This window comes from Legionella steelei (assembly GCF_001468005.1).
GTDB classification, from domain to species: Bacteria; Pseudomonadota; Gammaproteobacteria; order Legionellales; family Legionellaceae; genus Legionella; species Legionella steelei.
In genome coordinates this window covers 905,663-920,196 of the sequence record NZ_LNYY01000019.1, presented here as the reverse complement: position 1 = coordinate 920,196, position 14,534 = coordinate 905,663, and the positions used below count along the sequence as shown (strand labels likewise).

Genomic DNA, 14,534 nt, shown 5'->3' with positions numbered 1-14,534 from the left:
TTGTTGTCAATATGCCAAAACGAACCGATATTAAATCCATCCTTATCCTCGGAGCAGGTCCTATTGTGATAGGACAAGCTTGTGAATTTGATTACTCTGGCACCCAGGCGGTGCGGGCTCTAAGAGAAGAAGGGTATAGGGTTATCTTAGTCAATTCCAATCCCGCAACTATCATGACCGATCCCGAACTTGCTGATGCAACTTATGTTGAGCCTGTTTCCTGGAAAGAAGTGGCGCGTATCATTGAAATTGAGCGTCCAGATGCTCTTTTACCGACTATGGGCGGACAAACCGCGCTGAATTGTGCTCTGGATCTTGTGCGCGAAGGGGTCTTAGCTAAATATAATGTTGAAATGATTGGGGCAACACGCGAGGCAATTGATCGTGCTGAAGATAGAGAAAAATTTCGGCAATTGATGATTAAAATTGGTTTGGATATGCCACGTTCAGCAATTGCTCATAGTATGGAAGAGGCAATCCAGGTGCAAGCGCGATTAGGTTACCCCGCGATTATTCGTCCTTCATTCACTATGGGGGGCAGCGGTGGCGGTATTGCGTATAACCGCGAAGAATTTGAAGAAATTTGTATGCGCGGTTTGGAATTGTCTCCAACGCATGAATTATTGATTGATGAATCAGTGTTGGGTTGGAAAGAGTATGAAATGGAGGTCGTACGCGATAAAAATGATAATTGCATTATTGTCTGCACCATCGAGAACTTTGACCCTATGGGGGTGCACACTGGCGATTCGATTACTGTGGCTCCTGCACAAACACTTACCGACAAAGAATATCAACGCATGCGTGATGCAGCGATTAAAGTGTTACGAGCGGTGGGAGTTGATACTGGAGGTTCAAACGTACAATTTGCAGTGAATCCAGAAGATGGGCGCATGCTTGTTGTGGAAATGAACCCAAGGGTGTCACGAAGTTCCGCTTTGGCGTCCAAGGCAACTGGTTTCCCTATTGCGAAGATCGCTGCAAAATTGGCTGTAGGTTACACACTTGATGAGTTAAAAAATGAAATTACCGGTGGTAAAACGCCGGCTTCATTTGAACCAAGTATTGATTATGTGGTCACCAAAGTTCCTCGATTTAATTTCGATAAATTCCCACAAACTTCCGATACGCTGACTACGCAAATGAAGTCAGTGGGGGAAGTGATGGCTATCGGCTCTAATTTTCAGGAATCATTACAAAAAGCAATTCGTGGTTTAGAAATAGGTCGTTGTGGTTTGCACCCTTTATTTCAAAAGGGTGATTTAGCGCGTTTAAGAGGACATTTACGCGAACCGACTCCAGATAGACTTTGGTACATTGCCGATGCGTTTAGAAACAATATGTCGCTTGAAGAAATTCATCAGGAAAGCCGTATCGATCCTTGGTTTTTGGCTCAAATCGAAGAATTGATTGCTCTGGAACGTTCTATAGCCGGTAAGAAATTGTCCGATGTGGATGCTGTGACCTTCCGTCTGCTGAAACGACGTGGTTTTGCTGATGCCTATTTGGCTAAAATTTTGTTGTGTACTGAAGAACAAGTACGTACTCGTCGTAAGGAGCTAGACATTGTTCCTGTTTATAAACGCATTGATTCGTGTGCTGGTGAATTCCCTAGTGATACGGCGTATATGTATTCTTGTTATGAGACCCGATGCGAAGTACGGCCAGATAAAGATAAGAAAAAGATCATGATCCTCGGCGGAGGGCCCAATCGTATTGGTCAGGGTATCGAGTTTGATTATTGCTGTGTGCATGCTGCTATGGCTCTTAGAGATGCTGGCTGTCAGACCATCATGGTTAATTGTAACCCCGAAACCGTATCTACGGATTTTGATACCTCCGATCGCCTGTACTTTGAGCCGGTGACGTTAGAGGATGTATTGGGTATTGTTGATGTAGAAAAACCAGATGGAGTCATTGTTCATTACGGTGGCCAAACCCCTTTAAAATTAGCACGTGCTTTAGAAGCAAACGGAGTTAAAATCATTGGTACGTCTCCTGATGCCATCGACAGAGCCGAAGATAGAGATCGGTTTCAAAAATTAGTCACTGAGTTGAAATTACATCAGCCCGAAAACGGTACAGTACGTAGTGAGGCAGAGGCGATTGCTTTAGCAAATAAGATTGGTTACCCATTAGTAGTTAGACCCTCCTATGTGCTTGGAGGACGAGCAATGGAAGTGGTTTATCAAGAAGATGATTTACGTCATTATCTGTCCCACGCAGTTGCTGTATCTAATGATTCACCCGTATTGTTGGATAGATTTTTAAATGATGCCATTGAAGTAGATATTGATGCGGTTTGCGATGGAAAGGAAGTACTGATAGGTGCAGTAATGGAACACATAGAGCAGGCTGGTATACATTCGGGCGATTCTGCGTGTACCTTACCCCCATTTAGTCTCAGTGTTGTGGTACAACAAGATTTAATGGAGCAAATGCGCCAAATGGCATTGAAGTTAGGCGTAGTTGGTTTGATTAATGCACAATTTGCGATTCAAGCAGATGACATTTATGTTCTAGAAGTCAATCCAAGAGCATCAAGGACAGTTCCTTTTGTTTCTAAAGCAACAGGGTTGCCTTTGGCGAAAATTGCTGCTCTTTGTAAGCTGGGTGTGAGTTTAAAAGAACAAGGCTTAAGCCAAAATCATCATATGCCATCGTTTTATTCAATTAAACTTCCAGTCTTTCCTTTTATCAAGTTCTCTGGTGTAGACTCTATTCTCGGCCCTGAAATGAAATCAACAGGTGAAGTAATGGGTATTGCCAGACGTTTTGGGCAAGCTTATGCTAAAGCCCAATTAGGAGCTGGTTGTAATATAGCCAAGCGACGACGTGCATTTGTTTCCGTTCGCGATGCAGATAAAACACGAGTAGGTGAAATTGCGAAGCGATTGATTGAATTGGGTTTTGAAATCATCGCAACGCGTGGTACTGCTTTGGCTTTGCAGGCAGCTGGTGTTGATTGTCGCAGAGTATTTAAGGTGAACGAAGGCAGACCACACGTTTTGGATTTTATAAAAAATAACGAAATAGATTTTATTGTAAATACAACCGAGGGCAAGCAAGCAATTGCTGATTCTTTTGCAATCAGACGCAATGCATTACAGCACAAGGTTAGCTATACTACGACTTTGTCAGGTGCCGAGGCTGCTTGTTTGGCTATGAAATATGAAGATAGAGAGACCGTAACTCGGCTGCAGGATTTACATTAATAAAAATTGTAGCCTGGATGAAGGAGTAAGCAGAGCCTTGAGCGATTGAAGAAAGGAAAACCTGAGTTCCTCTCTGCTGTATCTAGGTTACAATAGCCTTTAACTTAATACGTTAAGCTCTTTTCTTGTTGTTTTGGAGAAAAGGTAGGGCCTGTTTACAATTCGCTAGCTTGAGTCAAAATGGCCTGATCTTCAGCATACACAAAGTATGTGAGCATCGGAGCGCAGAAAATCAGGGCAGTTTGACCAAGATAGTAGAAGTGTAAACAGGCCCTAGAATTACCAGGGAATTTTTTTTGAGGTTGATATGAGTAAACACCCCATGACAGTAGAAGGTGCAGCAGCACTAAATGAAGAATTACAACGTTTAAAGTTTGTTGATAGACCCCGCATTGTTGAAGCGATTGCTACAGCACGGGCTCATGGTGATTTGAAAGAAAATGCTGAATATCATGCTGCTCGCGAACAGCAAAGTTTTAATGAGGGACGTATTCAGGAGTTAGAGGCCAAATTATCTCACGCACAAATTATTGATATCAGTAAATTGCCCAACAATGGCAAGGTCGTTTTTGGTGCAACAGTTACTGTCAGCCATGTAACAACGGATGCTCAGGTAACGTACAAAATCGTTGGTGAAGATGAAGCTGACATTAAACAGAATAAAATCTCTTATAGTTCGCCTATGGGGCGTGCCTTAATTGGTAAAGAGTTGGATGACTCAGTCACTGTCAACACACCAGGTGGCCTGGTAGAGTACGAAATAATTGAGGTGCAGTACGTATAATTACTTTTCCGTGAGCGTGCCCACAGGAACGTTCACGGAAATGAATGTACTTCACCAATCAATGATATATTTCTATACTTAAAACGTGACTAAAAGGTCTATAATTAAAGAGAGCATTTTTGAACTAATGCTTTTGAGTGCTTCACTGTAAAAATTTATCTTAATCTTTGTCTTACTATTACAGGACGTAATAATGGACTTTATTTCTGAATGGTTTCAAACCACTACAATTCCTGCTGATGTAATAACAGGTCATTATGATTTAAAATTAGTGATCTTATCCTATGTTATCGCCGTGTTTGCTTCTTATGTTGCTTTGAATCTTGTGGGGAGACTGCGCGCTACAAAAAATAAGCATGCACGCATCTATTGGCTTGCTGGTGGTGCTTTTGCAATGGGGGCAGGAATATGGTCAATGCATTTCATTGGTATGCTCGCTTTTATCATGCCTATGCCCATGGAATATGATTTCAGTTGGACTGCGGCCTCACTAATGACCGCCATACTTGCGTCCGCTTTAGCTTTATTTATTTTACAGAAAAAAGATTACTCTATTGTCCATCTTGCTTTGGGTGGTTTGATCGTAGGGCTTGCTATCTCCAGTATGCATTATATGGGGATGGAGGCAATGAAAGTTCATGTAACGATTCATTATTTACCGAGTTTATTCTTTCTTTCTATTCTCATTGGAATTGCTGCAGCAGAAAGTGCCCTTTGGTTAGCATTGCAAAGTAATTATGGTTCAAGTAAAAGGCAATTTAATCTAAAAATCATTAGCTCTTTATTAATGGGACTGGCAATTTGCGGTATGCATTATACCGGAATGTCTGCTGCAGTATTTACTCCCCATTTAACTCACGAGATGACAAGCATCAATGCGGCAGTACAACCCAGTTATTTAGCTTTTTTTATTGCGGGAATTAGTGGATTGATTTTTGCGATCGCATTAACTGCATCGGGTTATTACAAGAAAATGGTTACGGCAATTTCTAATGAGAAAGAATTCCTTAATGCAATGCTTGATAACTTAGAGGATGGCATTATCGCATGTAATGCCGACGGGCGAATTACTGTATTGAATCATACGATTCAAAAATACATTAACTCAGATAAGGCAAATAAAAACATAAATAACATATTGGATTACATTTGCCTTTATACAATGAATAATAGTCCAATTAATCCCGATGATTTCCCGCTTAAACGTGCCTTAAATGGAGAACGTGTACGCGGTGTTGAATTTATGATGCATATTAAAACAAATGGGATCCGTAATGTAATCATTGATGGGCAAAAAATTATTAACTCAGAGGGGAAAAACCTAGGTGCAGTTATTGTAATCCATGATATTACGGATTTGAAACAGACTGAAAAATTAAAAAATGAATTTGTTTCTATAGTCAGCCATGAATTACGTACGCCGCTTACGTCCATACGTGGCTCTTTAGGACTCTTAGTCAGTGGTGTCATGGGCAAATTCTCTGAAAAGGTAATGAACTTGCTAAAAATAGCAAATAATAACTGTGAACGTTTGCTGCTGCTAATTAATGATATTTTGGATATTGAAAAAATTGAAGCCGGAAAAATGGATTTTGAGTTAAAAGTAACAAACTTAAATAAAATAGTACAAGAGTCAGTTGACGTTAATAAAATGTATGCAGATAAGTTCGGAGTAACAATTGAATTTATACCCCCCGAACAAAAATATTTAGTCACTGTTGATCCAGACCGGTTAATGCAGGTTTTAGCAAATCTGGTTTCGAATGCCTGTAAGTTTTCTGATAAAAATGAGAAGGTTTCTCTGAAGATCCAACGGATTGAGTCCTCGGTGCGTGTATCCATTACCAATAAGGGTGAGGGAATATCGCCAGAATTTCAACCGAGAATTTTTCAAAAATTTTCTCAAGGAGATGCCTCAACTACCCGTGGTAAGGGAGGGACTGGCTTGGGATTAAACATTAGTAAAATGATTATCGAGAAAATGGGGGGTATATTAAACTTTGAGAGTCAACCTAACGAGCACACAACATTTTATTTTGACTTACCCTTAGCAGAGCAATTACTGATTAGCCAAGAAAAAAATCAAATAGTCGTCCAGGAGTTTAGAAAGAGATTACTTATTTGTGATGACGATAGTGATCAATCAAATTACATCAAATTACTTTTGGAGTCAGCAGGTTTTATTGTTGAGGTAGCGAACACTGCTGAAGCAGCACGAAAATTGTTAGCAAGCCAAGAGTATCATGCACTCTTATTGGATCTCATATTACCAGATCAAGATGGAATTTCATTTATTAGAGAACTACGTGCCGATAAAAAAACAAAGAGTTTGCCTATCATCGTGCTTTCTGTTATTGCGGAAACGGGAAGGGAATTATCAAACGGGGATGCTGTTTCAATCGTCGATTGGTTGGATAAACCAATCGATTTTAATAAGTTACTTTTTACAATCAGCAAAATACAAAAAAATAATTCTGAGAGTAAACCACACATATTACATGTTGAAGATAATAAAGATACGCAAAAAATTTTAGAGATGCTTCTAGAAAAACATGCGCGAGTTTCAACCGCGAATAATTTGCATGAAGCAAAAAAAATGCTCGAAAAAGAAAAATATAATCTGGTTATCTTAGATTTATTGCTGCCCGATGGAAATGGCGCAGACATTCTACCATTGATATCAAAATATCATGCGCCGGTACTTGTATTTTCTGATACCCAATTGAATGAAGATTATTCAAAGTATGTGAGCCAGGCATTGCTTAAGTCGAGTTCTTCAAATGACATTTTATTAAACACAATTAAAAACCTTCTTTAACGGTTTAATTTAAAGGAGATAGGGATGATTGATAAAGAATTAAAAAAGATTTTATATGCTGAAGATGAAGCAGATATAAGAGCGATTGCGCAAATTGCTTTGGAAGATATTGGTGGGTTTACAGTAAGGTATTGTGCTAATGGGAAAAAAATTCTCGAAGCCGCTGAAGTATACATTCCTGACTTGCTTTTATTGGATGTAATGATGCCTGAATTGGATGGGCCTACGACCTTACGAGAATTACGCAAGAATCCAAATTTTATAAAAATACCTGCTATATTTATGACTGCGAAGATACAAGCTAATGAGATAGCAGATTACAAAGCAATCGGAGCAATTGATGTAATTAAAAAACCTTTTGACCCTTTAACCCTGGCGACGTCAATAAAGAATGCATGGTTGAACTATAATGGATGAGAAAATACAGGAAAAATTACACGATCTTTTTGTTCTCTATAGCAAGAATCTTCCGGAGAAAATTCATAGTATAGAGGTACAATGGCATGCGCAACTCAAACAATGGGATATGGCGGGTTTTCAAAACTTTCATCGCGATGTCCATAGTTTGTGTGGCTCAGCGGGAACCTATGGTTATACTGAATTGGGTAAGACAGCACGTCAGATGGAAATATTATTAAAGGAAATTCTAGCGCGTGGGGAACTAACACATGACGATCAAGAAAAAATTCATGTCTTTTTTGGTCAACTCAAAAGCGTATTGGCTCATGAGGCGCCTAAAAAACCGTTAGCTTTTGCAGATGAATCGATACATACAGACAATAAATTAGTGTATGTATTGGAGCAGGAAACCGAGTTAGTTAATGAACTTAGTGACAATCTGAACCAAGCAGGTTATCACGCACAACCTCTAAAAGACATCACGTCATTATTGACTTCAGTTCGAGAAAAACAACCCATTGCAATCATTATTGATACCAATTATTTGGAAAAACCGGCATTGGAACAGCTGGTTGCGATACAAGACAATCAAAAAACACCAACACAGTTATTTTGTATCGTGCCTAATGCAGACTTATTGCCGCGACTTACCGCAATTCGTGCGGGTTGTGTGGCGTATTTCCAAAAGCCCCTTGATGTATCTTATCTGGTACAGGAATTAAATATAAATTGTAGTTCGGCTCTGAACGAAGCATACCGCATTCTCATTCTCGATGATTCTAAATCATTAGCTGAATATTATTCTTTGATTTTAAAGCAAGCGGATATGATTACGCGAGCCATCACCAATCCATTAAATTTATTAAAAGAGCTTGAAACCTTTCAGCCTGATTTACTGTTAATGGATGTGTACATGCCAGAATGCTCTGGTTTGGAGCTTGCAACGCTATTGCGGAAGGATAGAAGATACACAAAAATGCCTATTATTTTCCTCTCCACAGAGGATGATAAAAATAAAAAACTAGCCGCCATTAGTTTGGGGGGCGACGACTTTCTAACCAAACCTATTTCTCCTCATGATTTAGTTTCAGCAGTTCGTTCGCGCTCCAATCGAGCGAGTATTTTAAATTACTACATGACAACAGATAGTCTGACCGGTTTATTAAACCACTCAAGTATTTTGAATCGTTTAAACATTGAAGTTGCGCGGGCAAAACAACAGAATTTATCTTTATCCTTTATCATGATCGATATTGACCATTTTAAATCGATTAATGATACCTATGGCCATCCATTCGGCGATCTTGTCATTAAAAAGCTAGCCTCTCTATTTATGGTGAGCTTGCGTAATCGAGATATTATCGGACGATATGGAGGGGAGGAGTTTGCGCTGATATTGCCGGGCGCTGATCTTGAAAGCAGTCAAAAAATTTGCAATGACTTGCGCCTTCAATTTTCTAGAAATTATTTTACTGTGAATGAGCAAAAAGTACATGTAACGATTAGTGTCGGTATTTCTTATTTTAATGGTAGCAATGATATTAACAGTATTGTAATTCAGGCGGATAAGGCTTTATATAAGGCCAAGGAAAATGGCCGCAATCAAGTAGTTGTCTTTGATGAAACGGTTATTTTGAGTTAGTTTGCGATTGTATTTTTTTGGAGCTAAGAGGCAAAATAACTGAATAAATGTGCGCTGGGCTTAACAGCCCAGCTTACACTACACAGGTTAAGGTTGAAATACGTCTTGTTGGATTCCGCCGACAACCCATTGAGGGCTATTAGAGAATTGACGAAAATGCCAAATTTCATCAAGCGGGCTTATAGGCTCATCATTTTCTTTAATAGAGCCAGTAAATCGAACGCTCGCAATTAGAGAATTAGATTGTCTTGAAACATCTAGTAATTCGGCCTCTAAAGTGATGACGTCTGTTTTATTGGGTGCATCACCCCGCTCATCCAGTTGCATTTTGATTTCTGCAAATACTTCAGGTGCGGTGAATTCGCCCAAATCCTGAAGATTTTTTTGATCGTACGCCGCTTGCAAGCGATTAAATGTCACCTTGGCTTCACGCAAAAAGGTTTCTGGTACAAAGCCTGCAGGATATTCGGCAACGTCATTATCGGCATTACCAGAAGCACCCATGGAGCTGCTATTGAATGACTGGTTAAAGTTACTAAAAGGACTTTGGTTAAATGAGCGGTTTTGCCCTTGTCCTGATTGAAAACCAGGTTGCATTCTTTTGCGGAAAAAACCGACAATAAAGAAAATGGCCGCTCCTAAAATTAACCATGTTAGGATCCCGGTACCAAGACCATGTCCCATAAATAAACTGGTAAGCAAGCCGCCAATTAATAAACCACTGAGTATTCCACCCCATCTGCTTGGATTTTTTGTGCTTTGCCCCATAACACTGGATTTCTGTACTTTATTGGGGGACAGAGCACTTTGTGAGCGCTGTATACCAAAACTTCTACCTGCACCAAAACGTTTGGCAGAGGCTTCGTTAATAAACAGTCCAAAACTTAATAATGTAATAAGCAAATAGGAAATAAACGTACGCATAGCATTGACCTTTCTTATTCAATAGAGATTAAGAGTATATATGAATTCAAATAAATCTGCCTCTTTGTTGCTAAAATTTTAGCTATAATTAAAAAATTGGACGCTTTTAAAATGCAGGCTCATGAAAATAGGATGGCCTAAAATCCAAGGTAGCTAATTCCTACTTTATCTAAATCATAGGGAGTTGATTATGTTTGAGCATCAAAAAGATGGGGGTGAACGTTTCGTTGCTTCTGCGCACGCGCTGCAAAAAAAAATTGCGGAGTCAGAAGTTTCAATTCAACTCCAGGCCTTAGTGAGTCGTATTGACGAGGAAATAATACATTGCAAGCAGCAAAAGGAAAAATATCCAAGGATGCAACTATATGCGGATAAAGTATCGGTTTTACATGCTACCAAGAGTTATCTTTGTGGCAATATCGGGTTTGATCTTTTAGAAGAATATATGAGAGTATACCCTAAGTGGGATAAAAGTCTTGAAAAATCCAATGCAAAAACACTGATTCATGAAGCAATTGCTTTTAAAAGCGTTCCGCAATAATCCGCTTCGATGCGATTAGAAATAAATGGTTAACGAGTGCGTTTTGAAGGTATTTGCTCATGCTTGAACCTTTGGTCAAGATTCAAGCATACTTCCTGTAAAGCTAGACTATAGAGTCACGCAATGTAAAGCCATTCAATATTCCTGGAGTGAAGGGATTTACTTGATTATTTGTTTTTAATAAGTAACGTCCTGAATTACTGTTAATTTCAAAGAGAATTTGCAAGTTGGAGCTGTCTTGCTCATCAACCAGAACATTTACTTTTTCTAGCAGTTTAAATAAGGCCCAGGCTCCTTGTTCTGCAAGCTCATAATGATTGCCTTCAATGGAATCCAGTGCAAGTTTTGCATTAGGTAGTGGCCAGGTAAACCGGGTTAGAGAATCACTTCCTTGATTGTCTGTTAATTTGATACTGCCAATTTGAAGTTCTAGATTAGCGACTACGGGGTCAAGGCTGATTTTTTGTAAACTAAAATCAATTTTGCTTTCTTCACCATGATCAGGGAAGAACATATTGGTAATAATATTGGCTCGTATGAGTGCATCTAATGTTTCTGTCGCGATGGGTAATACCGAATCATTGACTGCTTTAGGTTTCCATTCTGCACTGGATACATCTAAAAAGGGTTTCACAAAATTTTCAGTAAATGTGTTCAATGCACCATGAGTAGAAAAGAAATGATTAAAATCATTAATTGCTATTTCTTCTGGTTGTGATGTGTCAAAAGGATAGCGTTTGGCAATAGTGGTTTGGAATTCTCTATAAACAGTTTGTTGCCATTGTTGGTTGATATATTGACGGCTGTCTTTGATTAAAATGCCCCAGGTGTCGCTTGCTAATTGTTTTGTCCACGTACTTAATGGCTCAGGTAATTGTCGCGCTTGGTTGTAAAGCAAACTGACTGGATCGGACGCACTATCACTGGCAAAGCGTGTTCTAATAATATTAAACGCAGTTTTACCACCATCATTTATCATAGATAAAGTTGAAATAAAGCGTTCTAAATCAACGATTTTTAGATCAAGTTCTTTAGTGCTGGAATGACTCATTAAGTTTAAATCAGTAAACTGATTGGCTATAGAATGATTAAAGGGGGATGCGTTATTGGATAGATCTGCTTTAGTTTCTTGTTGAATTAAGCTGATTATTTTACTCAGTGCATGAGATTGCTCAACGTTTTTAACTATTTGTCGTCCTGCTTGATAATCCTGGTAATGTAACGGTTGCGATTTACGCATGAATGTTTGCCACCAGGTAACATAATCAAAGCAATACGCTTGAGTTATCATTTCCTGTAACTGAACTGAATCATTGCGTGCAAGTATCCAGTTTTCCTGTTGTAGGCTATGGCTAATATCAGGAATCCTTTGCATCACGTCATTAAAGCCTGCGCGGGTAAAGTAAACGGGCAGCTCGCTGGTTGCCAATACAAAACCATTAACCTCAATTTTTTGTTTTGCCGTCGGGAAAAACTCTTTGGCGATGGAGTAATAGAGATAACTGCTGGGTAATGCATTTAAATAGTTTCTGGCATCACTAATTATCTGTTGCTTCACAATGATATTTTTAGGAGGTTTACTTAACAGAAGTTTAAGCAGTGCTAATTGTTTCTTTAAAGCAGGTTCCGGTTGATTTTTCCATTGTGCGGCAAACCAATCTTGTACTTGCATTGCTGAAAAGTGTTCTGGCTGGCTAAGCATCAAGTAAATTTTCAACGCGTTATAGCGCACAATAGGTGTATTCCCTGGATTATTGATTACCTCTTCTAATTCATAAGTTAATGAAGGTAAAAACTCACCATGCAGGCGATTTTGGGCATTGTGGTGCAAGTTAGATTTTAATTGGTGTACTGTGGGCAGTGATAAGGAGTTACTCGGAATGTTATTCATTGTTTTGGCGGCATTAGATAAATGATAAAGCGCCTGCTTTTCTTTATTTTTTTGACTCTTGAGGATATCGTAAGCCAGTAACTCTTTACTTGCTGCATCCAGGAGATGCGCTGTTTTGTAATGGTTGTAGCTTAAGAGGAGTAAACTGATACCGGCAATACTTGCAGTCGCGGCAATAATGGGTTTTTGCGAAAATCGTCTAGTCTGCGGGACCTGGCTGCAGTGTTCCTGAATAGTTCTTAATGCGCCTTCAACAAAATAAGCCCTGAAATTTGTAGCTTGAGGGAAGGTATCTTGCACGATTAAGGCGTATTCATGTTGAATTTTTTTATTTAGGCGATCAATGCTCACGCCGCCTTGCTCTGCACTGCTAAAATAAACGGAATGTAAATTAAAGAGCTTAGGAGAGATCCCTTGGATTAATGCTTGAATAGGGGCTCGTAAACTCGCCACCTGCAATGGAAACTCCCGAATTAAACTGCGTCTCATGGTTGAGCGAGCAGGGTGCATTTTATTAATTACTTGCTGACCAATTTGTTCTATAAGTTGGTTGAATTGTAATGAATAGGCTTCTATTTTTTTCTTTAGCTCATTTCTACAATCGAGTGAAAACCCTAGAGGTTTCGATAAATCCGTTGCATGGTCTGCTTGATAAAATTCGGTGAAGCCTGCGAGGGTATCCATTTTGGTAAATATTAATGCAAGATTGACGGAGTAACCTAGATTGGCTCCAAATCGTTCTAACAATTGCAGATGTGCTTTTTTATGTTCTGCAAATTGTCCTGAATCGGCAATAAGTAATTCGTTTACATCAATGCATAAAACAAGGCCAGTAATTTTTAGATGGGCGTTGCAGCGGTTTAATTGCTTCAGCGTAGCTTGTAATAAGGTTTTGCTGTTGGTCAGCCAGCTTTCGCCAAGCTCAATGATGATGCCTTTCTGGTTGAAATAAATTTTTGCATGTTGCTCGCTGAAAACGGGTATTTCTTCCATATTGCTTTGTTTTAATATGGCCGATTTACCTTGGGCGTTTCTACCGGTAATTACTACAAAAGACAGTGGATTGCTTTGTGGTTTTAATTGTGAAAGTATTTTTTTTATAGCATCACATAATGCGCGTAACGAGTTGTCCATTAGCTATCCAGAAGAGCAAGTTGGGTATGTCCAAATAAAACGGTTTTTGCTTTATTCTCCAATAAATATTGGCTAGTAAAAAAAGCAAGTGCTACTACAGCAACCGCAGAAATCAGCGTTATTATGACGGCTTTATAATTTTTTTTAACTATTTGGGGTATCGGGTTTTCATTAAATAAGCGGCGTGGTTGATTAAACCGATTTTGTTGGATTATTTGATAAAGGTCCTCAATGTAATTATCTAAAGCCTGTCGTCCATCAGCCTTGAGATGATAATGGCCTTCAAAACCTACAATCAGGAAAAAATAAACCAACTCAATAAGGTCTAGGTATTGATTTGGCCGCTCCTTAATGTAATTAAGGATTTCAAAAAAACGATGTTGCGGTTGCGCATCATCATTCGTTAGTGGGGTAAATGCTTTAAATTCAGCGCTAATTTGATAGACGCGCATGTAGTTTTTACCAATTATTTCGTCTATGGTTGCTGACATTAAATAATAGGCAATCGCAGCAAAGTCCGCGGGATATTTCGATGCATCCATTTTGCTTTGAAAAGCAAGTAATTCATGCTCAATGTTGTCTCTGATATTCTCAATAGCAGGGAGTGACGGACTAAGACAAAGCCGCTCTAATAGCGATAATAGAGGGCCTGCTGCAGCAACCAAGGCATTATTAGAAAATGGAGCAATGAATAATTTTGAGCGATAGTAACCTTGCGGGGCAAGCATGGATCCCGAATTTACAAGGTGACTGCTGACCAGTGAGGCTGGATAATGCGCAACTGTCATGGTCGTGCTCCTAATGGGTCTTGATTCAAGCATGAAATCGTAGTGCAAACACTCTAATGTAAAAAGAAGATGATACGTTATATAACGCGCAGAGTTCAAGTGATCACGCTCGATGATATGGGAATCTCTTACATGGATAATGAGCTGAATAAATAAAATGTAGGTTGGGCCTTGGCCCAACAAAAGACTATAGTATATTTGCATTTAAGGAAATGTTGGGCCAAGGCCCAACCTACAGCAAATTCAGCCCTGTTCATGCCGAACCTAGGCCACACTTTAAGACTGAATCTGAATAATTTATTTGCATCATTCCTTAACAATAAGGTACTATTCGTGTTTGCCAGATATAGAACTAATTTGGTACTATATTTATAATATAGATAAAAAAGTAATTAAGC

General features: G+C 39.1%; 9 protein-coding genes. 6 read left to right on the top strand and 3 right to left on the bottom strand.

Annotation, left to right across the window (positions count from 1 at the left end; genetic code table 11):
* Nucleotides 1-11: 11 nt before the first annotated feature.
* The 5 genes from carB to Lste_RS08130 all read left to right on the top strand — a co-directional run bounded on the left by carB (nucleotide 12) and on the right by Lste_RS08130 (nucleotide 8,858).
* Complete coding sequence (gene carB, locus Lste_RS08150; RefSeq protein ID WP_058510541.1) at nucleotides 12-3,215, top strand: carbamoyl-phosphate synthase large subunit; 3,204 nt, start codon at nucleotides 12-14, stop codon at nucleotides 3,213-3,215.
* A 307-nt stretch (nucleotides 3,216-3,522) separates the two neighbouring features.
* Nucleotides 3,523-3,999, top strand: a complete 477-nt coding sequence (gene greA / locus Lste_RS08145) for a transcription elongation factor GreA (RefSeq protein ID WP_058510540.1) — start codon at nucleotides 3,523-3,525, stop codon at nucleotides 3,997-3,999.
* 193 nt (nucleotides 4,000-4,192) lie between these two features.
* Nucleotides 4,193-6,817, top strand: coding sequence for an MHYT domain-containing protein (locus Lste_RS08140; RefSeq protein ID WP_058510539.1), 2,625 nt, complete (start codon nucleotides 4,193-4,195; stop codon nucleotides 6,815-6,817).
* A gap of 24 nt (nucleotides 6,818-6,841) precedes the next feature.
* Nucleotides 6,842-7,234 carry a response regulator gene (locus Lste_RS08135; RefSeq protein ID WP_058510538.1) on the top strand — a complete coding sequence of 131 codons (393 nt, stop codon included), beginning with the start codon at nucleotides 6,842-6,844 and terminating at the stop codon, nucleotides 7,232-7,234.
* Entirely contained in the window at nucleotides 7,227-8,858 is a 1,632-nt protein-coding gene (locus Lste_RS08130) for a diguanylate cyclase (RefSeq protein WP_058510537.1), read from the top strand. The genes Lste_RS08135 and Lste_RS08130 overlap by 8 nt, the downstream gene beginning before the upstream one ends.
* A gap of 87 nt (nucleotides 8,859-8,945) precedes the next feature.
* Here the strand turns inward: Lste_RS08130 and Lste_RS08125 are convergent, their stop codons facing one another.
* The gene (locus Lste_RS08125; RefSeq protein ID WP_058510536.1) at nucleotides 8,946-9,782 is read right to left on the bottom strand and encodes a Tim44 domain-containing protein; all 837 of its coding nucleotides are present in this window, start codon (nucleotides 9,780-9,782) and stop codon (nucleotides 8,946-8,948) included.
* Between the two features lie 190 nt (nucleotides 9,783-9,972).
* Between Lste_RS08125 and Lste_RS08120 the strand changes: the two genes are divergently transcribed.
* Nucleotides 9,973-10,323, top strand: coding sequence for a hypothetical protein (locus Lste_RS08120; protein WP_058510535.1), 351 nt, complete (start codon nucleotides 9,973-9,975; stop codon nucleotides 10,321-10,323).
* A gap of 103 nt (nucleotides 10,324-10,426) precedes the next feature.
* Here Lste_RS08120 and icmF read toward each other — a convergent pair whose 3' ends face one another.
* Nucleotides 10,427-13,348: a type IVB secretion system protein IcmF gene (gene icmF, locus Lste_RS08115; protein ID WP_058510534.1), complete on the bottom strand. Its 2,922-nt coding sequence runs from the start codon at nucleotides 13,346-13,348 to the stop codon at nucleotides 10,427-10,429.
* Nucleotides 13,348-14,136, bottom strand: coding sequence for a type IVB secretion system protein IcmH/DotU (gene icmH / locus Lste_RS08110; RefSeq protein ID WP_058510533.1), 789 nt, complete (start codon nucleotides 14,134-14,136; stop codon nucleotides 13,348-13,350). Before icmH ends, icmF begins: the two co-directional genes overlap by 1 nt.
* Nucleotides 14,137-14,534 lie beyond the last annotated feature (398 nt).